The following is a 26,432-nucleotide window of genomic DNA, read 5'->3' as shown; positions in this document are numbered from 1 at the left end:
GGTTACCCCCGCCCCGCGAGCACGCGGTCGAGCTGCGCCTCGCTCGGCGTCACCTGGTAGAACAGGCTGTGGAAATCGCGGGCGAGCTTGCGGATATCTTCCGGGAACTGTGCAGGATAGAGCAGCTTCGCCAGCCACCAGAGGCCGATCATCCGGTTGGCCGAGGGCGGGAAGTCGACCCAGCCGAAAGGCAGTTTCGGCGAGAGATGGACGCGGCCCTCGCGCACCGCTCTGACCCCGGCCCAGCTCGGATCGCTGCGCACGCTCTCGGCGAAGGCAAGGTCGATCGTCACGATCACGTCGGGGTTCCAGGCCAGCACCTGTTCCAGCGAAACCTGGGCGAGGCCGCTGCCCGGCTGATCTGCCGCGACATTGCGGGCGCCGACGAAGCCGAGCGTCTCGACATTGATCGAGCCGCCGAGCCCGGTCTCCAGCCCGCGCGGGCCACGGGCATAGTAGACGCGTGGCCGCTGTTCGGCCGGGATTGCAGCGATGCGCCCGCTTATCGTCGCCATCGTCTCCTCGCACCAGCGCGCCAGCGTCTCGGCCCGCTCGGAGCGGCCAGTGAGACGGCCGAGGATCCGATAGCTCGCGGGGATCTGAGCGAAACGCCCGTCCAGCAGCGCATAGGGGATGCCGGTCTGCGACTGTACCCGCTCGGCCAGTTCGACATAGGTCCGGCCGGTCGAGCCTGAATCGATGATCAGGTCCGGTTTGAGCTGCAGCACCGCCTCGAGATTGGCACTGTTGCCGCGCCCGGTGATCCGGCCGATCTCGGGCCGGTCGCCAATGCCCGGCAGCAGGAATTCGCGCTCCTCCGGCCGATTGGCGCGCGGCCAGCCGAGCAGCAATTCAGGCGCGAGCGTGTAGATCTGGATCGCTGCCGGCGGGCCGGCCGGGAAGATGCGCTCGACCTTGCCGGGAACCGGCACCTCGCGCCCGGCGCCGTCGCGAACGGTCGCGGCGCGGGCGAGGCGCGGCGCCGCCAGCACGGCTGCGACGCCTGCCAGCAGGGCGCGCCTGTCAGGGCCCAGCATGGCTTTTCTCCACCCGGGCGGACGAATGCGGGCAACGCCAGGGCTTGATGTCGACCAGCGGCGTGCCGTCGAGACAGTCGAGCCCGCGCACGAGCAGGACGCCGTCCTCGACGCCCTCCAGCTTCACCCGCGACAGGGCGATCGGGTTCGGCCGCACCGGCGAGCGCAAGGCGAAGGTGCCGGAGACGGAGCCACCACGCGGCGTCTGCGTCAGCAGATCGCGCCGCGCTTCGTGCATCCAGTAGAGGATGTCGAGCTCGTCGAAGGCCTCGATGCCGAGCAGCGCCGGGCGAAAGGCCGGATCGAGCTCGATCCGGCAGAGCGGCCCATCCTGGCTGCCGCGGCGCGGGCACTGGTCGCGCGTCGCGAAAGGCGTGCGGATGCGGCCGATGAAGACGAGATGCGCATCGCTTCGCTCGGGCAGGGGGGCCTCGGTCTCGCCCGGCCGCGTCGCTTGCCAATCCATCATTTCGCCTACCACCAAGTTCTCCACCTCTTCCGGGTCATCCCGGACAAGCCGCGTCAGCGGCGCCGATCCGGGATCCATGCCCGAGCCTTCCTCGGCAAAGTTCCGGTATGGGTCCCGGGTCTCCCTGCGGTCGCCCGGGACGACCACCTATTGTTGCGGACGCGGCAATCCCGGCGCCGAAAAGCCATGCTTCGCCAGGATCGTCTGCCCTGCCGGCGACAGGATGAACATGGCGAGCCGATAGCCGTTTGGCGAGGCGCCGTTCAGCACCGTCAGCCCGTAATCGGCGCCGACCGCGAGTGCCGGCGGCAGGCGGACGAGCCGGATGCCCGGCTGCTCCTGCGCCAAGGGCTGGGCATTGGTGCAATAGGCCAGGAAGATGTCGGCCTCGCCGCTGGCGATCTTGTGGCCGTAGACATTGACGCCGGCCGGCGCCGGCATGCTGGTCGCGCTGCCGGTGAGTTGCAGGGCCTTGGCCTCGAGGGTGGCCCGGGCGCCGGGCTTCACCGCCTCCGCGCGGGCGAAGACGGCGAAAGCATAGTCGCCGGACGGGTCGGCGCGCGGCGTCGAGGTTCCGAGCTTCACCCTGGGATCGAGCAGGCGCTCGAGCAGGGTCTCGCTGGTTGCCGACAGATCTGGCCGGACGAAGGCGCAGAGCTCGTTGCGGGCGAAGAGCACGACCGGCCCGGCACGGTTTGTCCGCGCCAGGGCCTGCGGATGCTCCATATTGGCGGAGGCGAAGACCTCCGCCGCCTCGCCCTTGGCGATACGGTCATGCAGCAGGCCGGAAGCCCCGTAGACGGGCTTCACGGCGAGCTTCGTCTGCGCCTCGAAGGCCTGCGCGACCTCGGTCAGGGCGCCGCGCAGGCTGCCGGCTGCGTGGAGCAGCACCGGTTCCTGTGCGGTTGCGATCCCGGCCATCAGGCAGACAACACCGGCGAGGGCGAGGCGGCGCACCGTCTCACGCCCCGGCCTGCCCGGCGTTGGGGAAGAAGAGCTGCTGGCCGTCGATCTTGTAGTCGGCGATCGCCTTCTGGCCTTCCGGGCTGGTCAGCCAGTCGGCGAAGAGCTTGCCGTCGTTGAACTTGACGTGCGGATGCTTGGCGAGGCTGACCGACATCACGCCGTACTGGTTGAACAGGCGCTTGTCGCCCTCGACCGAGATCACGAGGTCGCCGCGGTTCTTGAACGAGATCCAGGTGGCGCGGTCGGAGAGCACATAGGCGCCCATCGCGCCGGAGGTGTTGAGGGCGGCGCCCATGCCCTGGCCGATCTCGCGATACCACGGGCCCTTCTGCGTGGCGATGTCGATGCCGGCCGCCTTCCAGAGATTGAGCTCGGCGGCATGGGTGCCGGACTTGTCGCCGCGCGAGACGAAGGGCGCGCCCTTCTCCTGGATCTTCTTCAGGGCGGCGACGATGTCCGTGGTCCCGGCGACGCCGGCCGGGTCGGATTTCGGGCCGATCAGCACGAAGTCGTTGTACATCACCGGGCGTCGCTCGGTGGAAAAGCCCTCCTCGACGAATTTCAGCTCCTGCGCCTTGGCATGGACGAAGACGACGTCGGCATCGCCGCGCCTGCCTGTGTCGAGGGCCTGGCCGGTGCCCTGCGAGATGACGCGGACCTCGATACCGGTCTTTGCCTTGAAGATCGGCAGGATATGGCCGAACAGCCCGGAATCCTGGGTCGAGGTCGTCGACGCCACGGTGATGAAGCGGCTTCCGGCCGGCGCTGTCGCGGCCGGCGGTGCGGCGGCGGGAGCCTGGGCGAGGGCATGGCCGGCAAGGCCGAGGAAGAGCCCGGCGGCGATGAGGGAGCGGCGCTGGATCAATGACATTGTTTCATCCCCTTGGTTTCTGTCGGACATGTTCCTTCAGACCTCGTCCTGCGGAGCCTTCCCCGGCCCGGCTTTCGGCCGGCCGAGGCAAACTCTGCGGCGCCTCGAAGGATAGCTCGGCGTGCTGCTGAGCATGCTTCGAGATCTGTCGGCCACCGCTCCTCGGGATGAGGGCCGCGGCTGTGACGGACGGTGCGCGGCTTCACCACAGCAGCTCTCCTGCCAGGAAGGCGCGCGCCTCGGCCGATTGCGGGCCGGCGAAGAAGCTGGCGGCAGCCGCGTCCTCGACGAGGCGGCCGCGATGCAGGAACAGCACCCGGTCGGCGAGGCGGCGGGCCTGACCGAGATCATGGGTCGACATCATCACCGTGATGCCCTCGGCGACGAGGGCGGTGAGCAGGTCCTCGATCTGGCGGGTCGCGGCCGGGTCGAGCTGCGAGGTCGGCTCGTCGAGGAAGAGCAGTTCCGGCCGCAGCGCCCAGGCGCGGGCGATGGCGAGGCGCTGCTGCTCGCCGCCGGAGAGCAGCCGTGCCGGCTGCGCCGCGCGCTCCGCCAGGCCGAAGCGGGCGAGCGCCTGCTGCGTGCGAGCCTTGCGCTCCGCGCCCGCCGTGCCGGACGCCGCCAGCGCATGCGCGATATTGGCCTCGACCGAACGGCGCAGCATGATCGGCTTCTGGAACACCATGGCATGGCGCTTGGCCTGCCTCCTGGCGGCGTGCTGGCCGCCAGGCGCATCGGCCCAGCGCACCGTGCCGCGGCTCGGATTCAGCAGGCCGTGGCAGAGTCTGAGCGTCAGCGACTTGCCGGCGCCGTTGGGGCCGAGCACCACCGTCAGGCCGCCGGCAGGGATGACGAAGCTGTTCGGCTCCAGCAACTGCCTGCCGCCGCCGGAGAAGGAGACGGCGTCGACGGTGAGCGGCAGGATCGAGGTCGCGTCAAGCATGGCGCCTATCCCGCATAGCGTGCGCCGATCCGGCTGGCGCCGAAGGCGACGGCATTGATGGCGAGCGTCAGCGAGAGCAGGACGATGCCGAGGCCGAGCGCCAGCGGCAGGTCGCCCTTCGAGGTTTCGAGCGTGATCGCCGTGGTCATGGTGCGGGTGTAGCCGGCGATGTTGCCACCGACGATCAGCACGGCGCCGACCTCGGCGCTGGCCCGGCCGAAGCCGGCGAGCAGGGCGGTCGCCAGCGAGAAGCGCCCGTCGAAGAGCAGGGTCGGGATCGCCCGCATGCCTTCGAGGCCGACCGAGCGCAGATGGTCGCGATATTCGCCCCAGAGATCCTCGATCACCTGCCGGGTCAGCGCGATCACGATCGGCAGCACCAGGATGACCTGCGCGATGATCATCGCGGTCGGCGTGAACAAGAGGCCGAGCGGTCCGAGCGGCCCGGAGCGCGACAGCATCAGGAAGACGGCGAGCCCGGCGACCACCGGCGGCAGCCCCATCAGCGCGTTCAGGCAGACGATGATCGCCGAGCGGCCCGGGAAGCGCGCCAGCGCCAGCGCCGCGCCGAGCGGTAGGCCGATCAGCGCCGCGACCGCGACTGCTGTCAGCGTTACCCGCAGCGACAGGCCGACAATGCCGAGGAAGTCGGGATCGAGCCCGACGACCAGCGCAAAAGCCGCCTGGAATATCGCGCCGACCTCCACACTCCACTCCCGCCAATGCCCGCATCCGATTGCAAGCATTTGCAATTGGTAGAGTTCAATGCGACCAAAAGCCAATCGCGTAGCCTGTGCAGGCAGGAACATCTGAATGCAGGATCAGTCCTGGCTGACCACCGAAGAGGCGGCCGCCTATGTCCGGCTCAAGGAGCGCAAGCTCTATGAGCTGGTGGCGCAGGGCGCCGTGCCTTGCACCAAGGTTTCCGGTAAATGGCTGTTTCCGCGCGCCGGCCTCGACCGCTGGCTGGAGGCGGGTCTGGCACGCCCGGAAGGGCTGGAGCCGGCACCGCCACCACCGATCGTCGGCGGCAGCCAGGATTCGCTGCTCGAACTCGCCATTCGGGAATCGGGCTGCGGACTGGCGCTGCTGGCCGAGGGCTCACAGGCCGGGCTCGACCGCCTGCTGCGCAACGAGGTGGCGATCGCGGCGTTGCATCTTCATGCCACTCCCGATGACGAGGCCGCCAACCTCGTCGCCATCCGGGCCGAGGGCATGCTGCACGACGCGGTGGTGATCAATTTCGCCCGGCGCGAGCAGGGCCTGCTGTTGGCGCCCGGCAATCCGTTGGGGCTGGACGGTCTCGCCAGCGCCATCGCCAAAGGCGCGCGCTTCGCCCAGCGCCAGCGCGGCGCCGGCGCGCAATTGCTGCTGCAGAGCCTGCTGGAGCGGGCTGGCGTCGGCTCGGGCAGGATGGTCGCGGCGGAGGGCATATGCGCCACCGGCCAGGACCTCGCTCTGGCGATCCGGACCGGCCGTGCCGATTGCGGCATCGCGGCACGCGCCGTCGCCATGGCCTTCGGCCTCGAATTCCAGCCGCTGGTCTGGGAGCATGTCGATCTCGTCATGCGCCGCCGTAGCTATTTCGAGCCGCAAGCGCAGAAGCTTCTCGGCTGGATGCGCGGGCCGGACATGGCGGCGCGCGCCAGGGAGTTCGGCGGCTACGATCTGTCGATCAGCGGCTCGGTCAGGCTCAACCGCTAGATCGCCGCGCGTCCGTTCGGGCGCGGTTACGGTGATCTATCTCATTGTTACCGCATCGGAATTTTCCGAAAAGTGGATTTCACTTTTCGGTCCGATGCTATAGGGAAACGGCCCCGTGCCTCGTCAGCCTGCCGAGAGATGGCTGATCAGGATGGAGATGCCGAGGCCGACCAGGGCCATGCCGCCGATCCGTTCGGCCCAGCGGCCGAATCGGACGCCGATCAGGTTTCCGGCCATCATGCCGCCCGTCGACATCAGGAAGGTCGCAAAGCCGACCGCCAAGGCGACGACGATGATGTTCACGTCCAGGAAGGCGAGCGACACGCCGACCGCCATCGCATCGATGCTGGTGCCGATCGCCGTCGCCATGACTGTCCAGAGCGAGTTGCCGCGCGCCACCGCCGCGCGTTCCGTTGCGGGGAGGAGCGAGTGCAGGATCATCCGGCCGCCGACGATCCCGAGCAGCACGAAGGCGATCCAGTGATCGATGGCCGCAATGTAGCCGCTTGCGGCCAATCCGGCGCCCCAGCCGAGCAATGGCGTGATCGCCTCGACCATACCGAAGATGGCGCCGGTGCGCAGCGCTTCGGCGAAGCGGGGACGTTGCGCCGCGGCGCCCCGACCAATGGACGCCAGAAGGGCGTCGACCGACATGCCGACGGCGAGGACGGCGATGGAAACGGGTGACATTGCTGTTCTCATGCGCGGACTGGGGACCGGACGGATTGCGGGCCTTGTCCGCAAGGCGTCACCGTCACGGTCTCGCTTGGCCGGACTGGTCCGGCTGATCGCGCCACGCAGTCCTCGCTGCGAGCGTGTTGACACGATCGCGCGCGCCAGCGCGCCGCTACTCCCCGATGGCGATGCCCTAGGAAACAACGCTTTCAAAGTCAATTGATAAGTGATTTCAATTACTTGTCATTGAGATGCATTTGCAATAAAAGAGGCGTTTAGCCCGAGCTCGGACCAGGTCGTCAGTTCTCGCCCGATGCGAGACGCGGCGACCGGCTTCCTTGGAAGTCCCGCCAGGCGCAGACCTTGTGCACGAACTCCCGGTCCCGTTCCGCCTCGCCGAATGGCGCGACCGGCCAGAGCCAGCTTTCGTCCTCTGGCGGCAGCTTGACGCCATAGGTCAGGTCGAGCCGGTCATGGATCGCGCCGTCGCGTTCGCGCTCGACCATTTCGACATCGCTGATCAGGCAGACATGGCCCTTGAAGCGAGAGAGATCGTCGAGATGCCAGGCGATGCAACGGGCCGGCATATCGAACGGCAGCGCGGCGGCGCGTGCGGGGTGATCCTCAAGCCAGTCGGCGACCGGCCAGGCGAGCTGCGAGAGCAGATTGGCCGAGACGACGAGGTCCACCGCTTCATCGGCGATCAGTCCGGCGAGCGGATCGGCCCGGCCTTCGGCCTCGCCGGCGAGCCAGGCCATGGCGCCGGTGAGGTCGCTGGTCAGGAGACGGACATTCCTGCGCGGCAGCAGCCGCAGGCGCACCGGCGGCAGATGCACGATGTCGACCAGCACGACCTCGTCGAAGCCCTGGCAGAGCGCGTTCAGCGGGATGTCGCGCAGGAAGCCGGAACCGAGGATCACGGCCTTCCGGTGTTGCGGCAGCTCGGCGGCGACGTCCGCGACCAGCCTGCGACAGCGGGCATGATGCTCGGCCCAGGCCTTGCGCTGGCGCAGGCCTCGCGACCAGAGTGCGACGCTTTCCTGGAGCAGGCCGAAGCGACGTGCCAGCGGTAGGGCCGGTGTCAGCGCACGCAGGGCGAGCTGGGCCAGCACGCGCTCAGGTGAGGGCGCCGCGTGCCGCCACCGGCCAGACCGCCTCGACATGGGCATCGGGCCCATGCAGGCCGCGGACGCAGACATACCAGTCGTGCAGGTTGACCGTCGGGTCGCAATGTCCGGGCACGAGCAACAGCCGGTCGCCGCGATGCGGCAGGGCGACGGGGTCTCCGGTGAGCACGCCGTGCTCGTCGGACGGCTTGGTGTAGATCACGCCATCGCGCCGGAAGGCTGTCGGCATGCCGGAATCGATGGCCGCGGTCTTGTGCCCGGCATCGACGATGGCACGGTCCGGCACCGGCTTGCTCATCACGCCGGCGAGGATGAACAGCGCATGCTCGAAGGTCTGGAAGGGCGAGCCGTCGGCATTGCGGTTGCGGGCGTAGTCGGCGTCCATGAAGATGTAGGAGCCGGCCTGCAGCTCGTTCCAGATGCCGGAGCGACCTTCCAGGTCGAAAGTGCCGGTGCCGGCGCCGCTGACGATCTCGCAGGGCAGGCCGACCTGCCGGATCCTCTCGACGACGTTGCGGGTCAGCAGCCCTGCGCGCTCGATCGCCTCGCGGCGTTCGTCGATCGAGCGCATGTGCTGGGCGCTGCCATGATAGGCCTGCACGCCCGAAAGCCGCAGCGTATTGCTGCGGGCCACCGCTTCGGCGAGGCGCACCGCCGCCTCGCCGGGCGCGACGCCGCAGCGGCGCGAGCCGATATCGAGCTCGACCAGGACGTCGAGCACGACATCATGGCGGGCGGCCGCCTCCGAGGCCTCGCGCACCCCGTCGATATGGTCGACGCAGAGCCCGATCCGGGCCTCGCGGGCGAGCCTGGCCAGCCGGTCGAGCTTGGCGGCGCCGACGATCTCGTTGGTGACCAGCACGTCGGTCACCCCGCCGGCAACCAGGATTTCGGCCTCGCCGACCTTCTGGCAGCATTGCCCGACCGCGCCATGGGCGATCTGGCGCAGCGCGATCTCGGGGCTCTTATGCGTCTTGGCATGTGGTCTCAAGCGCACGCCGGCAGCCTCCGCGAAGGCGGCCATGGTCACGAGGTTCCTCTCGAAGGCGTCGAGATCGAGGATCAGGGCGGGAGTGTCGATCTCGGCGAAGGATTGTCCGGGCTGGGCCGGCGGGGCGAGAGGCATGAGTTCCCTTTGGCTGGTGAATCAATCCGGCTATCGGACGTCAGCATCGTGTCGCGAGCAAGACCGGCAGTGGCGCTCGCATGGCGGCCATGATAGGCCGCGCCGCATGAAGATTGGCAAGGTCACCGACGATACCCTCGCGCTCTTCGCCCGGGTCTGGCGCGAGCGGATCAGCTCCTACCTGCCGCAGATCGCGATGATTCTCGGGCTCGTCGTCGTCATCGCGGCGACGACGAGCTTCTATCCGCTCCTGATCAAGGCGGCCTTCGACGCCTTCGCCGACCCGCTGACCGCCGAATCGACCGGCTTCGTGCGCCGGGCCGAGCGGCTGGTCTCGAAGTCGATCGGTATCGAGATCGGCGTCGTCAACGCGGTCGCGATCGTCGTGGTCATCGTCACCGCGATCAAGGGTTTCTCCCTGCTGGCCCAGACCGTGCTGACCAACAGCGTCGTCAGCCGCGTCGAGGCCGACATGCAGAGCGCGCTCTATGCGCATCTGATCGACGCCGATCTGGCGCAGCTGCAGCGTGAGAATCCGGCCTCACTGACCCAGCGCTTCACCACCGACTTCACCTTCATTAAGGAGGCGCTGACCCGGATCATCAATATCGCCATCCGCGATGTGGTGACCGCGATAGCGCTGGTCGGCGCCATGCTCTGGATCGATTGGAAGATGACGCTGGTCGTGCTGCTGGTCGCGCCGGTGGTGGCGAGCCCGATCGGCCGGATCGGCAAGAAGCTGCGTCGCATGGCGGCCTCCCAGCAGGAGCAGACCGGGCTGATGGCGAGTCTGGTGACCGAGAGCCTGCAGGGCGCGCGCGTCGCCAAGACCGATTCGCTCGAGCCCTATCTGAAGCACCGCGCCGCCGGCGCCTTCGAGGCGATCCGCGCCCTGAAGATGAAGGCCGCCAATGCGCGCGGCCGGCTCGACCCGCTGCTCGAGGTCGGTGGCGGCCTCGCCGTCGCCGGCGTGCTCGCCGCCATCGGCGTGCGCATCACTTCGGGCGGTTCGACCGTCGGCGACTTCACCGGCTATGTCTCGGCCCTGCTGCTGGCCGCCCAGCCGATGCGCTCTCTCGGCAATCTCAACGCCATCGTGCAGGAGGCGGGCGCCTCGCTGAAGCGCTATTACGCGCTGATCGACGAGAAGCCCCTGGTCGCCGAGCGCTCGGATGCGAAGCCGCTCGCCATCGCCGGCGGCGAAGTCGCCTTCCGCGACCTACGCTTCCGCTATCGCGACGATGCGCGCGGGCTCGAAGGCATCGATCTCGTGGCCGAGGCGGGCAAGACCACCGCGCTGGTCGGCCGCTCCGGCTCCGGCAAGTCGACCATGCTGGCGCTGGTGCCGCGCCTCTACGATCCGAACGAGGGCCGTGTCGAGATCGACGGTCAGGACCTGCGCGACGTCACGCTGGCGAGCCTGCGCGCCCAGATCGGCGTGGTCAGCCAGGATGTCGTGCTGTTCGACGATACCGTGCGCGCCAATATCGGCTTCGGCCGGCGTGGCGCGAGCGAGGCGGACATCATCGCTGCGGCGAAGGCGGCGGCTGCCCACGACTTCATCATGGCGATGCCGGAAGGCTATGATTCCCGGGTCGGCGAACGCGGCTCGCGTCTCTCGGGCGGCGAGCGCCAGCGCCTCGCCATTGCTCGCGCCATCCTCAAGGACGCGCCGATCCTGCTGCTCGACGAGGCGACGAGCGCGCTCGACACCCAGTCCGAGCGCGTGGTCCAGCAGGCGCTGACGCAGCTGATGAAGGGGCGTACCACCCTCGTCATCGCGCATCGGCTCTCGACCGTGCGCGATGCCGACCGGATCGTCGTGCTCGACGAGGGCCGCGTCATCGAGACCGGCAGCCATGATGCGCTGATCGCGCGGGAGGGCGCCTATGCGCGTCTCTATCGGCTGCAATTCGCCGAGGACTGAGAGTCGGCTCCCGCATCGGGCGCCCGCGCTGCCGCTGCTGACAGGACCTGCCGCATTCGGCTGGCAAGGTTCGGCTCCAGAAGAACTGAAAAGCGACTTCGACGTGACGACTTCGACCACAGACGCTGCGCCGGCGCGCAAGGCCACGCGCCGCGAATGGCTCGGCCTGATCGCTATCGCCGTGCCTTGCATGATCTACTCGATGGATCTGACGGTGCTGAACCTCGCGGTGCCGACCCTGATACGCGAGCTGAAGCCATCGGCAGGGCAGATGCTCTGGATCATCGATATCTACGGCGTCATGGTCGCCGGCTTCCTGATGACCATGGGAACGCTCGGCGACCGGATCGGCCGGCGCAAGCTCTTGCTGATCGGGGCAGCCGCCTTCGGCCTGGCGTCCACCGTCGCCGCCTTTTCGACCAGCACCGAGATGCTGATCGTGATGCGGGCCCTGCTCGGCATCGCCGGGGCGACGCTGGCGCCCTCGACGCTGTCGCTGATCGCAGTGATGTTCGAGGATGAGACCTAGCGCACCTTCGCCATCTCGATGTGGATCGCGAGCTTCTCGGCCGGCGCCGTGATCGGCCCGCTGATCGGCGGCGCGCTGATCGAGTATTTCTGGTGGGGCTCGGTGTTCCTGATCGCGGTGCCGCCGATGCTGGTGCTGCTGGTGATCGGTCCGATCCTGCTGCCGGAATACAAGGCGCCTCAGGCCGGACGCCTCGATCTGCCGAGTGCCTTGCTCTCGCTGGCGGCGATTCTCCCGGCAATCTACGGGATCAAGCACTGGGCCGAGTTCGGGCTCTCGGTTTATGCCGCCGGTTGCATCGTTGCCGGGCTCTGGTTCGGCGTGGTGTTCACGCGCCGGCAGAAGCGCCTCGCAGACCCGATGGTCGACCTCGCCCTGTTCGGGATTGCCGCCTTCCGCGCGGCGCTGGCGATCAACCTCGCCGGCATCATGGTCATGTTCGGCAGCTTCATCTTCATGGCGCAGTATCTCCAGCTCGTCGCCGGGCTGACGCCGCTGGAAGCGGGCATCTGGTCGCTCCCCTCGGCAGTCGCCTTCACGCTCGCCTCCTTCGCGGTCACGCCGCTGTCCATCCGCTTCAGGCCGGCGACGCTGATGGCGGGTGGCATGGTGCTCTCGGGCCTCGGCTTTGCCTGGCTCGCGTTCGCGCCGACGCTCGTTCAGATCGTCGCCTCCTCGATCGTGTTCTCGATCGGGTTCACGCCCGTGGTCGCGCTGACGACCGGGATCGTGGTCGGTTCGGCGCCGCAGGAGCGGGCAGGGGCCGCCTCCGCCATGTCGGAGACCAGCATCGAATTGGGCGGAGCGCTCGGCGTCGCCGTCTTCGGCAGCCTCGGCGCGGCGCTCTATCGTCAGAACATGGCCGGGCTCTCGGTCGCGGGCGTCGACAATGCGACGCTGGCGCCGGCGCGTGCGACGCTCGGCGGTGCGCTCGCCGCCGCGGAGCGGCTTGCGCCGGAACAGTCCGCGCATCTGCTCGAGGCGGCGCGCGCGGCCTTCATGACCGGCTTCCATGCGGTCGCGCTGATCGCGGTCGCCGGCATGATCTTCTGCATGGCGGTGGCGCTCACCACCTTGCGCGATGCCCGCCTCTCCGGCGGGCATTGATCGCCGTCAGGGCTGCTCGCGAAGCAGCGCGTCGGCGGCGGCCGTGAAGCCGCGGAAGGAGATCGGCAGTGTCACCTCGCGCTTGGCGGCGTCCTGATAGCGCAGCTGTCCGGCATCGCTGAGCGCGCGCCAGCGCCTGAAGGCATCGTCGCTGAGCTGCGCTTCGCCGAAGCAGCCGCCGGGCGTGCAGCGCTGGAACACGGCGAGCGCATCCTCCTTCTCGCCGGCGCTCACCCGGACGCCGGCATTGTTGCCGAGCGTCAGGTTCGGAGGCACCTGGACGACGAGCTTATAGGGTTCGGATTTGACTGGGCGGCCGAGAGCGACGAGGGCGATCGGCCCGCGCTGCCCTTGTTGCTCGATGGTCTGGACGATCTCGCAGACGCGGGTGCCGACGCCCTGCTGGCAGCGCAACAGCCAGTCGCCATAGGTCGCAGTGGTATTGTCGGGCTGGGAGACCGCGCCCGGGACGGAAGCAGACGGGGCGGACTGCGCCGGGCGCTGCGTCTGGGCGAAGGCCGGCCCTGTCAGAACCAGCGTCGACAGCAGTGCGAGGAGCGTCGATTTGGTCAGCATGGCGGAACCGGATCGATTGGCGGGGAGGCCGAGTTGAAGCGCAAGGGCGGCTGGCGGCAAGAAGCCCTCCGGGCTTCGCGCCGAGCAGTCGCGCGCGATCTTCGCGCCAGTCCGGTGTCCAGGCAAGGACATGGTCTTCGATGCGTCCCGCGGCAGGTCGAGCGAGCCGGAAACGCTTCGCGCGCAGCGCCCACCTGGTCGCTGGGAAAAGCGATGGAAGGAAGCAAAACAGAGCACGTCCGCTCTTCAGGGAAGCGTGGACGTGCTCTGGACGCTCATCAGGGATGCCAGCCGGTTTCCTGCGCCGGAGCACGCTCGCGCTCCTCCTCGGCACGCGCGCCTTCGACGACGGCCAGCACGGCACGCAGCGCAGCTTCCACGCCTTCGCCGGATGCGGCCGAGAGCGCGATCGGCGTGCGCTTGCAGGCGCGCTTCAGACGAGCGAGCTGCTCTTTCAGCATTTCGGGCGTCAGCGCGTCGACCTTGGAGAGGGCGACGATCTCCGGCTTCTCGGCCAGGCCCTCGCCATAGGCGGCGAGTTCGTTGCGCACGGTCTTGTAGGCCTTGCCGGCATGTTCGCTGGTGCCCTCGACCAGATGCAGCAGCACCCGGCAGCGCTCGACATGGCCGAGGAAGCGGTCGCCGAGGCCATGGCCTTCATGTGCGCCCTCGATCAGCCCTGGGATGTCGGCGAGCACCATCTCGCGTCCGTCGATTCTGACCACGCCGAGGCCGGGATGCAGCGTCGTGAACGGGTAGTCGGCGATCTTCGGCTTGGCCGCGGTGACGGTTGCCAGAAAGGTCGACTTGCCGGCATTGGGCAGACCGACCAGCCCGGCATCGGCGATCAGCTTCAGCCTGAACCAGACCCAGCGCTCTTCGCCGTCGAGCCCGGGATTGGCGTGGCGCGGCGCCTGGTTGGTCGCAGTCTTGAAATAGGCGTTGCCGAAGCCGCCATTGCCGCCCTTGCACAGCACGAAGCGCTGGCCCGGCTCGGTGAGGTCGGCGATCAGCGTCTCGCCATCCTCGTCGAGGATCTGCGTGCCCGGCGGGACCTTGAGCACGACCGGCGCGCCATTGGCGCCATGGCGGTCCTTGCCCATGCCGTGCTCGCCGGTCTTGGCCTTGAAATGCTGCTGGAAGCGGAAGTCGATCAGCGTGTTCAGGCCCTGCACGCATTCGACGATGACGTCGCCACCGCGCCCGCCGTCGCCGCCATTGGGCCCGCCGAACTCGATGAACTTCTCGCGCCGGAACGAGACGCAGCCGGCGCCGCCATTGCCGGCCTTCACATAGATCTTGGCTTGGTCGAGGAATTTCATGGCGGCTAGCTAATCGTATGTGTCCGCCGAAGCAATGCCGGCGGCGCGGGTTCGCCCGATTGCGAACCCGCCGGGGCTCAGGCCATGCAGGGCTCTTCGCTGCGGTTCGAGCTCTGCTCCTGCTGCTGCCGCTGCTGGGCCGGAGCCCAGCCTGAAGAGCTCCAGCTCTTCAGGGCGGCCCAGGTCGAGCGGTCGAGCCGGAACTGCTCGCAGGGGAAGAGACCGCCGCGCGCCGGCAGAGACTTCAGGAAGGAGCCCTCCTGGCGGAAGCCGCTCTTCTCCAGGACCCGGCGCGAGGCCGGGTTGATGACGCGGCTGTCGGCCTCGACAGCCTCGATCTCGACCAGAGAGAACAGCGTATCGATCAGGGCCTGCACGGCCTCGGTCGCGTAGCCCTTGTTCCAGTGCGGCGTGCCGAGCCAGTAGCCGATGAAGGGGCGCCCGCTGGCCTGCGGGTGCGCGCCAATCATCCCGATCAGCTCATTGGGCCGGTCGCGCGGCGTGATCGCCAGCACCAGATGCTCGCCGAGCGCGTTGCCCTTGCGCATTGCGAAGATGAAGGGCTCGGCCGCTCCGGACGGGTAGGGGTGCGGGATCGAGGCCGTCATTTCGGCCACGGCCTTGGCGCCGGCGAGCCGCAGGATCGCGGCAGCATCGGCCACCCGCGGCCAGCGCAGCCACAGCCGCCGCGTCTCGAGCCGGAAGACGTCGTCTCTTGTCAGTTCGGGGAACATCAGGTCTCTCCGTCGGCGCAACGAGAAAGGGGAGATGGGCTTTGGTCCCATCTCCCCCGGTTCGCTGACCTTCGGGAAACCCGTGACGGGTTTTTGCCCCTTCTCGATCGTCCGGTTCGATGGAACCGACGGATCGAGAGAGTTCCCTATCCGCCGTTTATTCTGCGGCCTCTTGGGCCGGGACTACGTTGACGAAAGCTCGGCCGAGTTTCGTCGTGAATCGGACGCGGCCGTTCGCCGTGGCAAAAAGGGTATGATCCTTGCCAAGGCCAACGTTCACGCCGGGATGGAATTTAGTGCCGCGCTGACGCACGATGATGTTGCCGGCCACGACCGCCTGGTCGCCGAAGCGCTTCACGCCGAGACGCTTGCTTTCGGAGTCGCGACCATTGCGCGACGAGCCGCCTGCTTTTTTGTGAGCCATAACGCCCTACCTTGAAAACTCTTCAGTCCATGTAACCCGAATCGGCGGCAAATGCCACCCGTTTCGGAAACGAAGCTCTTGCGAGGCTGACAGCCGGGGTCAGTAGTCCTCACCCGAGGCAAGCTCGGCCTGGTCGGCCTTGGCCCGCGGCGGCTTGCCGGCGAGCAGCTCCTTGGCCTGCTCGACCCACTCTTCGCGGGTGGCGCGGCCGCGCAGCTTGAGCTCCTCGTCCCACTTGGCGATGTCGGCCTCGGTCCACGACGCGATGTCGTTCCACGAGGTGATGCCGGCGGCGCGCAGCTTCTTCTCGATGGTCGGGCCGACGCCCGAGATCAGCGAGAGGTTCGAGGCGTCGAGGCCCTCGGCCTTGGCGGCCTTGGTCGACTTGCCCTTGACGGCTTTGCTGCCGGCCTTGAGCGCGACGGGGGCGGCTTCGCCCTTCTTCATCTCCGGCTTCTTGCCACCGGTGAGGATCTCGGTGATGCGCACCACGGTCAGCTCGGCGCGGAAGCCGCGCTTGCGCTTCGAATTCTGGCGGCGGCGCTTCTTGAAGGCGATGACCTTCTCGCCGCGGGTCTGCTCGACGATCTCGCCGGCGACGGTGATGTCGCCCAGGAAGGGTGCGCCGATCGTCGACTTCTCGCCATCGGTCAGCATCAGCACGGAGCCGAAGGCGACGGTGTCGCCCGGGTTGCCCTCGAGCTTGGCGATCGTGATGCGGTCATTGGTGGCGACGCGGAATTGCTTGCCGCCGGTCTTGATGACTGCGAACATCATTGTTCTCCATGTTCGGCCCCGCCCGGTCATGGATCCGCGAAGGGAGCGCATGCGGGGCGGCTTTTTGGCAGTCGTTGCGTTTTGGGTTCGCTCCTCGGGCCTGTCGCTGCCGGTTCGATCTCGAACCTGACGAGGCTTCGGCCAAAAGAGATCAGGCGCGGGTTTCCCCACGCCGGATGAGGCTCTCTAGGCGCGGAGGGCGCTTGCGTCAAGGAAAACTCCGCGTTCGACGGAGGGCGCGGGGCGCTCGAGCGAAGAGCTGTCGAGTTCTGCATGAACGGGCTTGTGCAGCGCGGGACTCGTGTGTAACAAGCACCCCGCTTCGACTTGAGCACCGCGGACAGGTGGCAGAGTGGTTGAATGCACCGCACTCGAAATGCGGCATACCTTCACGGGTATCGGGGGTTCAAATCCCTCCCTGTCCGCCACTTCCCTTGAGATGATCCATTTTTTTGCCCTTGCGGGCAAGTTGCAATAGCTGCCGACAGGCGGACCGTCAGGGGCCGCCGCCGGCTGCGATTCGAGAAATCTCCCGCACATGGTTGAACAGATCGAGGATTGCGCCGGTCAGCGCCTCCGTCTCGCCGACCCGTCTCACCTGTCTGGATCCCTGAGGATGCGGAAGGCGCTTGCGACGTGGATTGCCAGGCGGCTCTCCTAGGAGGTCGCCGTACAGGCTCGCATTGACGAGAGCCGGCGAGATGCGACGTGGTGCAGGTAGCCCCTTGACCGCAGCCAAGCCGCAAGGTGACGCTGGGGCGATCCGACAGGGGCTATATGATGCTTAGACTGGCTGCGACTTTGACAATGGCGCTCTTGGCATCGCCGGTGTTGTCTCAAGATCACCCTATGCACTTGCTGAAGGAGCCTTGGATCAAGGCGAAGTGGTCTCACGCGATAAAGGGCTCAGGATTCAATAACTCTTGGGTCGGCGACCTGTCGGGCGTCGCCTCCGCTCCTGAGACGATGCGGGACGCATCGGGCAAGAGCTGGACGGTCGCGGAACTCTGCCAGCCACATGACTGCGCCGACAACAAGCTTGCGGTGATTATCGATCGCCAGAATCGCAACCTCTGGGGCTTGCTCCTCAAGGCCAACCCGACCTCCCGCAGATATTTCGGCAATCCCGGCCCCGAGGAGAAGGCGTTACTGGAGGCCGCGTTTCGCGGCAGCCTCGCCAGCGTCGGTAGCAGGAGCACGGGCGTTGTCGCCGCCGAGCAGGACGATGGTGAAGTGCTGCTCAACACACCTTTATCCGAGTCGCCACGGGGCGCCCCGACGCATGCTGTCTCCCAGAGCGTGCCGGCAGCCCCACGGGACCAGCCGCCGCGAGAGCAGCAGGCGAACTGGCGCTATGGCAATCACGCCTTGTTCGGCCTGTCTGCCCATATCGACGTGGACGGAGAGAGCTTTGGTCTCGCCTGCGGATTTCGCGGCGTCGATCTCATGCGGGGCGACTCGGTCCTGGTCCGGATGACGCGGGGACTGTCGCCCGAATCAACCAAGCCAATGCGCGGGCTCTATGTTGTCGAGGGCAGGCCGGGGGCGGGGGGGAGCGTGGTGTTCGAAAACCACCCGCGCGGGTTCCTGCAACTCAAGAGCAATGCCTGCGGCATTATCCAGGACACGCAGCGCGGCAGGGCTATCCTTTTTCCCGACGGGGTTTTCGTCGGCCTCGAAGTCCGCGGCAAGGAGACCATCCTGACGTTGACGCAGCGCGGTATCGAGAAGCAGATCAGGGGTGACGGCGACCTGCACAAACTGGTCGATACAAAGCGGGTACCACTGACCGGGGCGGCGAAGGCGATCAGGCAGCTCGTGAACGCATGCCCCGCAATCAGGGCGGACTTCAGGAATGATTGCGGAGCTCACTGAGCTGCGCGACGTTTTTGCGCCGCAGCCGCGCCCGGAAAGCTCCTTATCCCGTCGGCAAGGCGATGAATGATGCCGCTGCGGATCGCTGCAGGCGATATTTGCACAAGCTGCGCATGCCCGCCCGTGCCGCGCTGGCTGTGTTCGTCAGCGCTCCGCAAAGCCGGTCGGAGCGCGGCGGTTGGCAGCTCTCCGGCAATAATGACCCGGCGCTCGGTCCAATCTTGCCCGGAGCCGTGATGATGCGTGCGCGGCTGAACCTGTTCGCCCGGCGCAGGCCTCCGGCTATCCTGCCGTGAAGCGCCCCGGCCCTGCTCATGCGGGGCCGGGGCGGTCTTATCAGTACACCCAGCGGCAAACCCGCCGGCGGCGTCCGAACCGGTCCCGCGTTACGGTGCAGACTTGGCGCTGCCGACGCGGGCCGCGATAAGGCCGGCCGCGGTAGTACTGGGTGAATTCCGACGGGGTCTCGTCAAGCTTGGCGGCCGTGTCGAGCGGCAGCTGGGACGCTTTTGCCGCCTCGCTTGCGACCACGGTTCCGACCGCCGTAGCGGCGATGCCGCCGAACAGGGCAGTGAGAAATGAACGTCGATTCATTGGAGGCTCCTTCGTTGAGGGCTTCAACAGAGGCGCGCAGAGTTAACAAAAGGTTGTCTTGCCCTCCGCGATCGACGCCGTGCGTGAGGCCGCGCGGCCGTGGGTTTGCCGTTCGACGGCCGACCGGGCGTTAGGCGAAGCTTTACCCAGGGCTGCCAAGATCGCCTCGAAACGGATGGCGATCTGGAGCTGCCGCATGATCTATTTCGCCATCGCCTGTCTGGCGTCCGCGGCCGTGTTTCTTGAGATGGCTGATCGGGCGCCGGAGCTGCCCTGGCACGACTGACCGGCCACCTGGATCGCCCCCATCCACCTGCATCGATCGGCGCGGCGAAGCCGGTGGCGTGTCAGCGTCGCTGTCATGCAACAGGTCGTCGATCGCCGCCGGCACGCACAGGCGCAGCTGCTCCTGCGAAATCCGTTGGCGTGGATGCTCTCTTAGAACAGTGGCGGCGCAATTGCGGTTTCCGGAAGCTTCCGTAGTATAAGACGGTCGAGAGGCTTCGGATTGGCTATGCAGAACAAGCGCATCGTCGCGGCAGCGGCATTCGTGGCGCTCGCCGGCAGCGTCTACCTCATTTCCGAATCCTTTAGTGACCAGAATGTCGAGGCGACGGCTTGCGACGCACTCGCAGCCCACCCCAGCGACCCCCGAAAAAAGGGCGCAGGCGTCGCGCTGGGAAAGCTGCCATTTGAAAGCGCGATCGAAGAGTGCGGCAAGTCAATAAAGCAGCATCCGAAGGTCGCTCGCTTCAAATATCAGCTCGGGCGTGCCTTCGAGGCTGGAAAAGACCTTTCCAAGGCAAATGCCCTGTATCGGGAGGCGTCCGCGCTGGACTATCCGATGGCCGACTTCAACATCGCCATCGGGTATCACAATGAACGGAAATATGATCAGGCCCTCGAGGGTTTCAAGAAGGCTTTAGCTGGCGGGGTTTCGGTCGCAAAAACAGAAATAGAAAATTATTCATTTTCTGGTGATTCATTCTCGGCGAAAGGCGTTCTTTCAGAGATCGTGGCGAGCAAAAAGCCGACTTTTGATTTTTCCAGTGCTGTTTATTACGCTTATGAATTTTCATCTCTATTCAATAATACATGTAAAAATATCGGCATTGGTGCTGCGGTCTATGATCTGGAGCGATTGGCAAAGCGAAAAATGATGGGAGACATGATGCGTGGCTTCGCGGCCGGCGAAGGGCGGCACGGCTATGGCAGCCGTGAAGCGGCGCTGGAGAACGGGCTGACGGTCGGCGCGGTCGTATCCGCGAGCATTCAGCAGCAAGCCGCTTTCGCAAAACGCGATGCCCAGACCTTCTATGATCGCTACCAGTGCCGTGGCCCGGTATCCGACGCGTTTTTCAGCAATCTGAGGGAATGGGTGCGGACCCTGTAGAGCCGGATCCGTTTGGGTTGGAACAAGCTGAGCCGCGCCGGCGCGCGCAATCTCGTCAGCAGGCTTGCCATTCTGACCCTCGAAGCCCGGTCCGCGAGGCCGCCTGGGCCGCGCCGATGCGGTTTCCTCATTTTTCCGAAGCGGGGCGCTCGGAAATTGATTTGCGTCATGGGCGCCTGCCGCCCAAGGTCTAGACTCTCCTGCCGCATCGGGGAGGCCGCTATCCATGACGAACAAGGAATGGCTGGATCGACTGGCGAAACTGGAGCGCGAACAGATCGATCATTATCGCGCGGGACGGGCGAGCGAGGGCGATGCTGTCGGCCTGACCATATGTAGCTTGATAAGCGAGGGCCGCGCCCAGGGCTTCTGCGTGCCGGACGGCAGGCCTCCGATCGTCGGGAGCGCCGAAGCCGGCCGTTCCCACGGGTAGCCAGCGCAGATTGGCGCCTCCGCTTTGCGCGTCAGCTAGATCGCCGCGCGTCCGTTCGGACGCGGTCACGGTGATCTATGTTTTTGTTATCGCATTGGAGTTTTCCGAAACGTGGAGTCCACTTTTCGGTCCGATGCCATAGCCGCCTCGGCGTATCCGGCCCGTCGGCAGGGCCTTGCTGGCCCGGCGGACGATGCCGAGCGCAGCGAGGCCCTCACGAGCGGGATGCACCGGGGCAGGCGCGGAAACATCACGCCCTCGAGCCGGGCTGGGCCGCCGGCCCGGCGTCGGGGTGCATGGGTCGGGACCTGCCGGGTCTGCGGCCGGTCCTGACTGAAGCCTGCTGCACGCCGTGGATTCGGCGCGCGGCAGGGAGCGCAGTTTCAGGGAAGGACGCTGTTGCCGAAGAGGTCGGTCTGGCGTGTCGGCGCGCCGATGCCCGGCTGGGTGTAGCGGGGCCCTTCGGAGGAGGGCGGCGCGCCGGTCGATACGCAACCGGACAGGGCGGGCGAGAGCAGTACGGCCATGATGCAGCTCACTGCAATGAACCTGGTGGGCTTGCGTCTGTCTGCATCTGGTCTGTGCATGGATCGCTTCCTTGGAAAGGGCGTGGGCAGGAGCTGACGTCGCCGGGAGGCGCGCGCCAGACCTTTATCTCGCCATCAGGGCGACAAGGATAGGCCCCCAGGCCGTGAGCAGGATGTTGCCGATCGCATAAGGCACCGTGTAGCCGAGGGCGGGGATGCTGCTTTGTGCCTCGTCCTGGACGGCCCTGAGTGCGGCTGTGATGGTGCCGGCGCCGGCGCAGGCGCCGAGCACGATGAGCGGGTTCATCTTCAGCACGTAGTAGCCGAAGAGAATGCCGACGATATGCGGCAGCAGCGACGAGACGAGGCCGACGACGATCAGGCTGGCTCCGGTCGCCTTGAGCCCGGCGACGAAGCTCGGTCCGGCCCCGATTCCGACAATGCCGATGAATATGCAAAGCCCGACCGTGTCGAAGATCCAGATGGCCGGCTCGGGAATGCGGCCGAAGAAGGGATAGGCCGAACGCAGCCAGCCGAAGACCAGGCCCATGAACAGCGCACCGCCGCTCGCCGTCAGCGTCAGGGGGATCCCCCAGACGACCACGGAGAGCAGGCCGAACAGGCCGCCGAGGAAAATGCCCAGTCCGACGAAGATCATGTCCGTCGCCGAGGTCTGGCGGTCGGGATAGCCGAGTTCGGCGGCGGCCTGCTCGACCTCCGCCAGCGGCCCGACCAGGGACATCATATCGCCGCGGTTGACCTTCGTCGCCGGAGTGATCGGCATCGCGATGCCGGCCCGCGTCAGCTTGGACATGAAGACGCCGCGCGCGAAGGTGCCTTGCGCCAGCTCCGCCAGGGACCGGCCATCGATCGTGCGATTGGTCAGGACGACGTCGAGCGCCTCGAGCGGGATGTCGAGCAGCTCGGGGTCGCTGACCTCCGGACCGATGACGTCGCCCCGGGCGGCGTGGATTTCGTATTTCGCCATCACGGCGATGACATCGCCGGCCTGGATCCGGTGGTCGGAGGCATGGTCGAACAGGGAGGGGCCGGAGCGGACCCGCAGCACGAAGGCACGGACTCCCTTCGTGGAAGCTTCGAGTTCACCGATGGTCTTGCCGGCCAGGGTCGGGTTCTCGACCCGATAGGCGCGGACATCGAACAGCCGCGCGGCCGAGGTTACGCCCTCCGCATGGCCGGCGGCAGCGCCCGCCGCCGATTGCATGGCCGCCGCCGCCTCGCGGAGATCGATGCGCATCAGCTTCGGGCCGATTTTCGGCAGGAACCAGACCAGCACGGCGGTCCCGACCAGATAGGTGACGGCATAGGCAACGGGGATGTTGTTGACGAGCGCGTCTCGCTGCGCCTGCGGCAGGTCGAGCCGCTGGATCGCCTCGCCGGCGGTGCCGATCACCGTCGATTCCGAAAAGGCGCCGGCAAGCAGGCCGGCGGCCGTGCCCATGTCGAAGTCCAGCAGCTTCGCGAAGGTCAGGGCCGTCAGCAGGCAGGTGACGCAGAGCACGACGGTGAGCGCCATTTGCGGCAGGGCGTCGCGTTTCAGGGCACGGAAGAACTGCGGCCCGACCTTGTAGCCGGTGGTGAACAGGAAGAGATCGAAGAACACCGCCTTCACGGTGGCCGGGACCTTGATGTCGAGTTGCCCGACGAGCACGCCGGCCATCAGGCAGCCGACGACCACGCCCAGACTGAAACTGCCGAATTTCAGCCGGCCGATCAGGAAGCCGAGCGCGACCGTCAGGAAGACTGCGAGCTCGGGATTGTTGCGCAGACCCTCGACAACGAAACCCATCTCCTGCCTCGCTGGAAAGCCGGGCCGTCCCGTCGGCGGACCGGCATCGGACGCAAGATCAACTGGCGGACGTCACGACGGGCACAGTCATGCCTTCTTGGCGCCTCCTGGCGATTTCGTGGTGGCGAGCGCCTGGTTGTAGGCGTCGAAGGCCTGGCGGTAGCCGCGTGCCACGGCGCGGGTGGCGCGGCCGATCTGGCTGTAGACCTCGTCGTCGAGATTGGCGAAGGAGACGCGGACCGACCAGTCCGGAGCATGGAAGCCGCCGCCGTTCAGGAGCACGATGCCGTGGTCCTCTGCCAGGCGGAAGACGATGTCGAGCGGGTGGATGTGCTCCTTCATATAGGCCACCACCTCCGGGCCGACATATTTGTTGGCCCAGAACTCGAAGTCGACCAGGCCGTAATAGCGGTCATGGAGCGGGTTGTCTGGCACCTCGATGCCGAGCCCCTCCACCATCCGCTGGGCGCGCGAGTGGACGATCTCCATGCAGGTCTTCTGGTAGAGCTTGGCCTCGTCCATCATCTCCGACAGCGAGAACAGCGACATCATCACCTGCTGCGGCAGCGACAGGCCGGCGGTGTGGTTGAGCGCCACGTCGCGGCTGTCGGCGACGATGCGGTCGATCATCTTGATCTCGCGCGGCTTCAGGGTGAGCGCGCCATAGCGCTTGTCGAGCGCCGTCTGGATGTTCGCGGGATGCTTTGCGATCGCCTTGTCGAAGATGTTGTCGCGGTGGATCGAGATGACGCCGAGCCGCCAGCCGGTGCAGCCGAAATATTTGGAATAGGAGTAGACGCCGATCGTGTTGTGGGGCAGGGCGCCGAGCAGGCCGCGGAAGCCCTTCACGAAGGTGCCGTAGACGTCGTCGGTCAGCAGCATCAGATCGGGACGCTTGGTCTTAACGAGCTTGACGATCTTGGCGATGGTCTCCTCGCTGAGGGCGACCGCGTACGGATTGCCGGGGTTGACGACGAAGAAGGCCTTGATCTTCGGATCCTCGAGCTTCTTCAGCTCCTCGTCGGTGAACTGGAAGCGGTTCTCCTGGGGTGCCGCCACCGTGACGATATTGAGCCCGTAATCCTCGAGATGCGGCATTTCGAGATAGGGGGTGAAGATCGGCGTCGCCAGCGCGATGGTGTCGCCGGGGTTGAGGAGCCGGTTGGCCTTCAGCGACTTGAAGATGTAGCACATCGCCGCCGTGCCGCCCTCGACGGCATAGAGGTCGAACTGGCCGGCGGGACGCGGCTCGCCGCACATCGCCCACATCAGGTATTCGTGCACGATGCGCTCATTGTGGACGAGCATGCGGTCGGGAACCGGGTAGTTGTCGCCGATGATCGAGTCGACGAGCTCATGCACGAAGGCGTCGGGCTTGAAGTCGAATTTCTTGACGGCGAAGGCGACCATGTCGCGCAGGAAGGTGGCGCCGGGGGAATCCTTGTGTGCGGCGAGCCATTCGTCCAGCCGCATGGCGATTCCATCGGCCTTGGGCATGCCGCCGACGCCCGCCGGCTTGCTCATCACCCTCCGGCTTTCGGTGATCGCGAACTGACCGAGCAGGAAGAAGCCTTCCCGCGGCGTCGTCGCAACCCAGTTCGGATTGCCGCGCCCGGCATTGAGCATGGCGATCGAGGAATTCTGGGCGGTTAGCTTGGCGAGCCGGATCAGCTCGTCCTTGATCTCGAAGGGGCTGAGCGTCTCGAAGGTCCGCAGCGTGACAGGATCCATGATATGCTCCCGGTAAGAGGCTGAGATCGAAGGCTTTCCTTGGCCCGCCTAGGTCAGCAGCATGATGATCACCATGCCCCAGATCGTCAGGAGGGTGTTTCCGACCGCATAGGTCACGGTGTAGCCGAGGGCGGGGACCTGGCTCTTGGCGGTCTCGCAGATCATGCCGAGCGCGGCGGTCGTGGTGCGTGCCCCGGCGCAGGCGCCGAGCAGGATCGCCGGGTCGAAGCGGAAGATGTACTTGCCGGCGAACATCGCCAGGATCAGCGGGATGGTCGTGGCCAGTGCGCCCCAGAGGAAGAGGCCGACACCTTGCGTCTGCAGGCCTTTGACGAAGCCGGGCCCGGCCGAGATGCCGACGACCGCGATGAACATGTTGAGGCCGACCGAGTTCATGAACCAGACGGTCGAACTCGGAATGCGGCCGAAGAGCGGGCGCACCGAGCGCAGCCAGCCGAAGACCAGACCTGAGATCAGCGCGCCGCCGGCGGTCGACAGCGTCAGCGGCGCGCCGCCGACCTTGAAGACGAGTGCGCCGATCAGCGCGCCGAGCGTGATCGCGCCGCCGATGAAGGCGACGTCGGCGACATCGCTCGGCCGGTCGGGATGGCCGATCACCTTGGCGACAGCCGCGATGTCCTGGGTGCGGCCGACGATGGTCAGGATGTCGCCGCGATGGATCACGGTGTTGGCGTGGATCGGGATGTGGGTCGCGGTGGCGCCGCGCACGATCCTGCGCAGGAAGACACCGCGGGCCGATGGCAGCCGTGAGAGTTCGGCCAGCGTCTTGCCATCGGCTTCCTTGCTGGTGACGTAGACGTCGACGCCCTCTGCCTTCACGTCGAGCAGCTCGGGGTCCTCGACCTCTTCGGCATTCTGGCCGATCAGGTTGACGAGCACTTCGCGCGGCCCGGCGACGGCGACGATGTCGCCTTCCTGGAGGATGGTGTCGGTGGTCGCATCCATGATCACGCCGTCGCGGCGGATGCGCTCGACGAAGACGCGCGCATCGGGCACCAGCGCCTCGGCCTCGGCCGCGCGCATGCCGGCGACCTTGGCGCCGGCCCGGACCCGGAAGGCACGCAATTCGAAGCGCCGCCAGACCGAACCGGCGCCGCCGATTTCCTTGTCGCCGCCGAGCCGCGCTTCGTAGTCCTTGCAGGCCTGGACGAGATCGATGTTGAGCAGCTTGGGGCCGAGCAGGGCGAGAACCATCGCCGACCCAACCGTGCCGAAGATGTAGGTCACCGCATAGGCGACCGGCATGGCGTCGAGATATTCCTTGGTCTGTTCGGGTGAGAGGCCGAGGCGGTTGATCGCATCGGTCGCCAGCCCCATCGAGGCCGAAATGGTCTGTGAGCCCGCATAGAGGCCGGCGGCATAGCCGGGATGGTATCCGGCGATCTTGGCGATGATGACCGGGATCGCCAGACAGAAGACGGTGACGACGACCGCGAAGATTGCCTGCGGCGCGCCGTCCTTGGCGATGCCGCGGACGAATTGCGGTCCGACGCCGTAGCCGACGGCGAACAGGAACATCAGGAAGAAGGTCGATTTGACGTTGGGCGAGATCGTGATGCCGAGCTGGCCGATGACGACCGCGGCGATCAGCGTCGAGGTCACTGCGCCGAGGCTGAAGCCCTTATAGGCGAAGCCGCCGACATAATAGCCGATGGCCAGTGACAGGAAGAGCGCGATCTCCGGATAACTGCGCAATGTACTGGCGAACCAGTCGAACATGGGAGGTCTCCTGAT

Annotated in this window: 25 protein-coding genes, 1 tRNA gene and 1 pseudogene; 8 read left to right on the top strand and 19 right to left on the bottom strand. The window is 66.8% G+C overall.

The window, feature by feature from the left end:
* Positions 1 to 2: 2 nt before the first annotated feature.
* From ACWGRX_RS03855 to ACWGRX_RS03830, 6 genes are all read right to left on the bottom strand, one after another.
* The gene (locus ACWGRX_RS03855) at positions 3 to 1,037 is read right to left on the bottom strand and encodes an iron ABC transporter substrate-binding protein (RefSeq protein ID WP_452116473.1); all 1,035 of its coding nucleotides are present in this window, start codon (positions 1,035 to 1,037) and stop codon (positions 3 to 5) included.
* A complete protein-coding gene (tsaA, locus tag ACWGRX_RS03850; RefSeq protein ID WP_452116472.1) occupies positions 1,024 to 1,506 on the bottom strand; it encodes a tRNA (N6-threonylcarbamoyladenosine(37)-N6)-methyltransferase TrmO in 483 nt (160 codons plus the stop codon). The genes ACWGRX_RS03855 and tsaA overlap by 14 nt, the downstream gene beginning before the upstream one ends.
* 147 nt (positions 1,507 to 1,653) lie before the next feature.
* A complete protein-coding gene (locus ACWGRX_RS03845) occupies positions 1,654 to 2,463 on the bottom strand; it encodes a molybdate ABC transporter substrate-binding protein (RefSeq protein WP_452116471.1) in 810 nt (269 codons plus the stop codon).
* Positions 2,464 to 2,467: 4 nt separating this feature from the next.
* Positions 2,468 to 3,343: an ABC transporter substrate-binding protein gene (locus tag ACWGRX_RS03840; protein WP_452116470.1), complete on the bottom strand. Its 876-nt coding sequence runs from the start codon at positions 3,341 to 3,343 to the stop codon at positions 2,468 to 2,470.
* A 202-nt stretch (positions 3,344 to 3,545) separates the two neighbouring features.
* Complete coding sequence (locus ACWGRX_RS03835) at positions 3,546 to 4,286, bottom strand: ATP-binding cassette domain-containing protein (RefSeq protein WP_452116469.1); 741 nt, start codon at positions 4,284 to 4,286, stop codon at positions 3,546 to 3,548.
* A gap of 5 nt (positions 4,287 to 4,291) precedes the next feature.
* Positions 4,292 to 4,993 carry an ABC transporter permease gene (locus tag ACWGRX_RS03830; RefSeq protein WP_452116468.1) on the bottom strand — a complete coding sequence of 234 codons (702 nt, stop codon included), beginning with the start codon at positions 4,991 to 4,993 and terminating at the stop codon, positions 4,292 to 4,294.
* Between the two features lie 106 nt (positions 4,994 to 5,099).
* Between ACWGRX_RS03830 and ACWGRX_RS03825 the strand changes: the two genes are divergently transcribed.
* Positions 5,100 to 5,990 carry a substrate-binding domain-containing protein gene (locus ACWGRX_RS03825; protein WP_452116467.1) on the top strand — a complete coding sequence of 297 codons (891 nt, stop codon included), beginning with the start codon at positions 5,100 to 5,102 and terminating at the stop codon, positions 5,988 to 5,990.
* Positions 5,991 to 6,113: 123 nt separating this feature from the next.
* Here ACWGRX_RS03825 and ACWGRX_RS03820 read toward each other — a convergent pair whose 3' ends face one another.
* The 3 genes from ACWGRX_RS03820 to ACWGRX_RS03810 form a co-directional block, all read right to left on the bottom strand.
* On the bottom strand, positions 6,114 to 6,680 hold the full coding sequence (locus ACWGRX_RS03820) for a manganese efflux pump MntP (RefSeq protein ID WP_452116466.1): 567 nt from the start codon (positions 6,678 to 6,680) through the stop codon (positions 6,114 to 6,116).
* 284 nt (positions 6,681 to 6,964) lie between these two features.
* A complete protein-coding gene (locus tag ACWGRX_RS03815) occupies positions 6,965 to 7,777 on the bottom strand; it encodes a hypothetical protein (RefSeq protein WP_452116465.1) in 813 nt (270 codons plus the stop codon).
* A 4-nt stretch (positions 7,778 to 7,781) separates the two neighbouring features.
* On the bottom strand, positions 7,782 to 8,918 hold the full coding sequence (locus ACWGRX_RS03810; protein ID WP_452116464.1) for a DSD1 family PLP-dependent enzyme: 1,137 nt from the start codon (positions 8,916 to 8,918) through the stop codon (positions 7,782 to 7,784).
* A gap of 106 nt (positions 8,919 to 9,024) precedes the next feature.
* On the opposite strand from ACWGRX_RS03810, the gene ACWGRX_RS03805 reads away from it, so the two are divergent.
* Together ACWGRX_RS03805 and ACWGRX_RS03800 are read left to right on the top strand one after the other, a co-directional pair.
* A complete protein-coding gene (locus ACWGRX_RS03805) occupies positions 9,025 to 10,845 on the top strand; it encodes an ABC transporter ATP-binding protein (protein WP_452116463.1) in 1,821 nt (606 codons plus the stop codon).
* 103 nt (positions 10,846 to 10,948) lie between these two features.
* Positions 10,949 to 12,481: pseudogene (locus ACWGRX_RS03800) on the top strand (MFS transporter).
* A gap of 6 nt (positions 12,482 to 12,487) precedes the next feature.
* Here ACWGRX_RS03800 and ACWGRX_RS03795 read toward each other — a convergent pair.
* From ACWGRX_RS03795 to rplU, 5 genes are all read right to left on the bottom strand, one after another.
* Positions 12,488 to 13,057, bottom strand: coding sequence for an invasion associated locus B family protein (locus ACWGRX_RS03795; RefSeq protein WP_452116462.1), 570 nt, complete (start codon positions 13,055 to 13,057; stop codon positions 12,488 to 12,490).
* Positions 13,058 to 13,335: 278 nt separating this feature from the next.
* Positions 13,336 to 14,379 (bottom strand): GTPase ObgE, encoded by a 1,044-nt coding sequence (obgE, locus tag ACWGRX_RS03790; RefSeq protein ID WP_291647072.1) that lies wholly within the window; start codon positions 14,377 to 14,379, stop codon positions 13,336 to 13,338.
* Positions 14,380 to 14,456: 77 nt separating this feature from the next.
* The gene (locus ACWGRX_RS03785) at positions 14,457 to 15,113 is read right to left on the bottom strand and encodes a GNAT family N-acetyltransferase (RefSeq protein ID WP_291647073.1); all 657 of its coding nucleotides are present in this window, start codon (positions 15,111 to 15,113) and stop codon (positions 14,457 to 14,459) included.
* Between the two features lie 157 nt (positions 15,114 to 15,270).
* The gene (rpmA, locus tag ACWGRX_RS03780) at positions 15,271 to 15,537 is read right to left on the bottom strand and encodes a 50S ribosomal protein L27 (protein WP_291638852.1); all 267 of its coding nucleotides are present in this window, start codon (positions 15,535 to 15,537) and stop codon (positions 15,271 to 15,273) included.
* A 99-nt stretch (positions 15,538 to 15,636) separates the two neighbouring features.
* Positions 15,637 to 16,311 carry a 50S ribosomal protein L21 gene (gene rplU / locus ACWGRX_RS03775; RefSeq protein WP_452116461.1) on the bottom strand — a complete coding sequence of 225 codons (675 nt, stop codon included), beginning with the start codon at positions 16,309 to 16,311 and terminating at the stop codon, positions 15,637 to 15,639.
* Positions 16,312 to 16,652: 341 nt separating this feature from the next.
* Between rplU and ACWGRX_RS03770 the strand changes: the two genes are divergently transcribed.
* The 3 genes from ACWGRX_RS03770 (at position 16,653) to ACWGRX_RS03760 (ending at position 18,485) form a co-directional block, all read left to right on the top strand.
* Positions 16,653 to 16,742: transfer RNA gene (locus ACWGRX_RS03770), tRNA-Ser, on the top strand.
* 421 nt (positions 16,743 to 17,163) lie between these two features.
* On the top strand, positions 17,164 to 18,189 hold the full coding sequence (locus tag ACWGRX_RS03765) for an Ivy family c-type lysozyme inhibitor (protein ID WP_452116460.1): 1,026 nt from the start codon (positions 17,164 to 17,166) through the stop codon (positions 18,187 to 18,189).
* A 62-nt stretch (positions 18,190 to 18,251) separates the two neighbouring features.
* Positions 18,252 to 18,485, top strand: a complete 234-nt coding sequence (locus tag ACWGRX_RS03760; protein ID WP_452116459.1) for a hypothetical protein — start codon at positions 18,252 to 18,254, stop codon at positions 18,483 to 18,485.
* Between the two features lie 40 nt (positions 18,486 to 18,525).
* Here ACWGRX_RS03760 and ACWGRX_RS03755 read toward each other — a convergent pair whose 3' ends face one another.
* Positions 18,526 to 18,783, bottom strand: coding sequence for a hypothetical protein (locus ACWGRX_RS03755; protein WP_452116458.1), 258 nt, complete (start codon positions 18,781 to 18,783; stop codon positions 18,526 to 18,528).
* 514 nt (positions 18,784 to 19,297) lie between these two features.
* On the opposite strand from ACWGRX_RS03755, the gene ACWGRX_RS03750 reads away from it, so the two are divergent.
* Complete coding sequence (locus tag ACWGRX_RS03750) at positions 19,298 to 20,176, top strand: tetratricopeptide repeat protein (protein ID WP_452116457.1); 879 nt, start codon at positions 19,298 to 19,300, stop codon at positions 20,174 to 20,176.
* A gap of 226 nt (positions 20,177 to 20,402) precedes the next feature.
* Positions 20,403 to 20,609: a hypothetical protein gene (locus ACWGRX_RS03745; protein WP_452116456.1), complete on the top strand. Its 207-nt coding sequence runs from the start codon at positions 20,403 to 20,405 to the stop codon at positions 20,607 to 20,609.
* A gap of 383 nt (positions 20,610 to 20,992) precedes the next feature.
* Here the strand turns inward: ACWGRX_RS03745 and ACWGRX_RS03740 are convergent, their stop codons facing one another.
* The 4 genes from ACWGRX_RS03740 to aspT (ACWGRX_RS03725) all read right to left on the bottom strand — a co-directional run bounded on the left by ACWGRX_RS03740 (position 20,993) and on the right by aspT (ACWGRX_RS03725) (position 26,417).
* A complete protein-coding gene (locus ACWGRX_RS03740) occupies positions 20,993 to 21,136 on the bottom strand; it encodes a hypothetical protein (protein WP_452116455.1) in 144 nt (47 codons plus the stop codon).
* A gap of 124 nt (positions 21,137 to 21,260) precedes the next feature.
* Positions 21,261 to 22,946 carry an aspartate-alanine antiporter gene (gene aspT, locus ACWGRX_RS03735; RefSeq protein WP_452116454.1) on the bottom strand — a complete coding sequence of 562 codons (1,686 nt, stop codon included), beginning with the start codon at positions 22,944 to 22,946 and terminating at the stop codon, positions 21,261 to 21,263.
* An 87-nt stretch (positions 22,947 to 23,033) separates the two neighbouring features.
* On the bottom strand, positions 23,034 to 24,677 hold the full coding sequence (locus tag ACWGRX_RS03730) for a bifunctional aspartate transaminase/aspartate 4-decarboxylase (RefSeq protein WP_452116453.1): 1,644 nt from the start codon (positions 24,675 to 24,677) through the stop codon (positions 23,034 to 23,036).
* Positions 24,678 to 24,725: 48 nt separating this feature from the next.
* Positions 24,726 to 26,417 (bottom strand): aspartate-alanine antiporter, encoded by a 1,692-nt coding sequence (gene aspT, locus ACWGRX_RS03725; protein ID WP_452116452.1) that lies wholly within the window; start codon positions 26,415 to 26,417, stop codon positions 24,726 to 24,728.
* Positions 26,418 to 26,432: the final 15 nt, after the last annotated feature.

The sequence above is a fragment of the Allobosea sp. NPDC055594 genome (assembly GCF_053618995.1).
This window is presented reverse-complemented; position numbering and strand designations above follow the sequence as displayed.

Excerpts from the sequence above, each read along its gene's own strand:
- tsaA (WP_452116472.1), bottom strand. The coding sequence starts at position 1,506 with ATGATGGATTGGCAAGCGACGCGGCCGGGCGAGACCGAGGCCCCCCTG.
- rpmA (WP_291638852.1), bottom strand. The coding sequence starts at position 15,537 with ATGGCTCACAAAAAAGCAGGCGGCTCGTCGCGCAATGGTCGCGACTCC.
- ACWGRX_RS03750 (WP_452116457.1), top strand. The coding sequence starts at position 19,298 with ATGCAGAACAAGCGCATCGTCGCGGCAGCGGCATTCGTGGCGCTCGCC.
- ACWGRX_RS03755 (WP_452116458.1), bottom strand. The coding sequence starts at position 18,783 with ATGAATCGACGTTCATTTCTCACTGCCCTGTTCGGCGGCATCGCCGCT.
- ACWGRX_RS03795 (WP_452116462.1), bottom strand. The coding sequence starts at position 13,057 with ATGCTGACCAAATCGACGCTCCTCGCACTGCTGTCGACGCTGGTTCTG.
- ACWGRX_RS03740 (WP_452116455.1), bottom strand. The coding sequence starts at position 21,136 with ATGGCCGTACTGCTCTCGCCCGCCCTGTCCGGTTGCGTATCGACCGGC.
- ACWGRX_RS03760 (WP_452116459.1), top strand. The coding sequence starts at position 18,252 with ATGAATGATGCCGCTGCGGATCGCTGCAGGCGATATTTGCACAAGCTG.
- aspT (WP_452116452.1), bottom strand. The coding sequence starts at position 26,417 with ATGTTCGACTGGTTCGCCAGTACATTGCGCAGTTATCCGGAGATCGCG.
- ACWGRX_RS03765 (WP_452116460.1), top strand. The coding sequence starts at position 17,164 with ATGCACTTGCTGAAGGAGCCTTGGATCAAGGCGAAGTGGTCTCACGCG.
- ACWGRX_RS03805 (WP_452116463.1), top strand. The coding sequence starts at position 9,025 with ATGAAGATTGGCAAGGTCACCGACGATACCCTCGCGCTCTTCGCCCGG.
- ACWGRX_RS03785 (WP_291647073.1), bottom strand. The coding sequence starts at position 15,113 with ATGTTCCCCGAACTGACAAGAGACGACGTCTTCCGGCTCGAGACGCGG.
- obgE (WP_291647072.1), bottom strand. The coding sequence starts at position 14,379 with ATGAAATTCCTCGACCAAGCCAAGATCTATGTGAAGGCCGGCAATGGC.
- ACWGRX_RS03840 (WP_452116470.1), bottom strand. The coding sequence starts at position 3,343 with ATGTCATTGATCCAGCGCCGCTCCCTCATCGCCGCCGGGCTCTTCCTC.
- ACWGRX_RS03855 (WP_452116473.1), bottom strand. The coding sequence starts at position 1,037 with ATGCTGGGCCCTGACAGGCGCGCCCTGCTGGCAGGCGTCGCAGCCGTG.
- rplU (WP_452116461.1), bottom strand. The coding sequence starts at position 16,311 with ATGTTCGCAGTCATCAAGACCGGCGGCAAGCAATTCCGCGTCGCCACC.
- aspT (WP_452116454.1), bottom strand. The coding sequence starts at position 22,946 with ATGGGTTTCGTTGTCGAGGGTCTGCGCAACAATCCCGAGCTCGCAGTC.
- ACWGRX_RS03825 (WP_452116467.1), top strand. The coding sequence starts at position 5,100 with ATGCAGGATCAGTCCTGGCTGACCACCGAAGAGGCGGCCGCCTATGTC.
- ACWGRX_RS03835 (WP_452116469.1), bottom strand. The coding sequence starts at position 4,286 with ATGCTTGACGCGACCTCGATCCTGCCGCTCACCGTCGACGCCGTCTCC.
- ACWGRX_RS03745 (WP_452116456.1), top strand. The coding sequence starts at position 20,403 with ATGACGAACAAGGAATGGCTGGATCGACTGGCGAAACTGGAGCGCGAA.
- ACWGRX_RS03810 (WP_452116464.1), bottom strand. The coding sequence starts at position 8,918 with ATGCCTCTCGCCCCGCCGGCCCAGCCCGGACAATCCTTCGCCGAGATC.
- ACWGRX_RS03820 (WP_452116466.1), bottom strand. The coding sequence starts at position 6,680 with ATGTCACCCGTTTCCATCGCCGTCCTCGCCGTCGGCATGTCGGTCGAC.
- ACWGRX_RS03730 (WP_452116453.1), bottom strand. The coding sequence starts at position 24,677 with ATGGATCCTGTCACGCTGCGGACCTTCGAGACGCTCAGCCCCTTCGAG.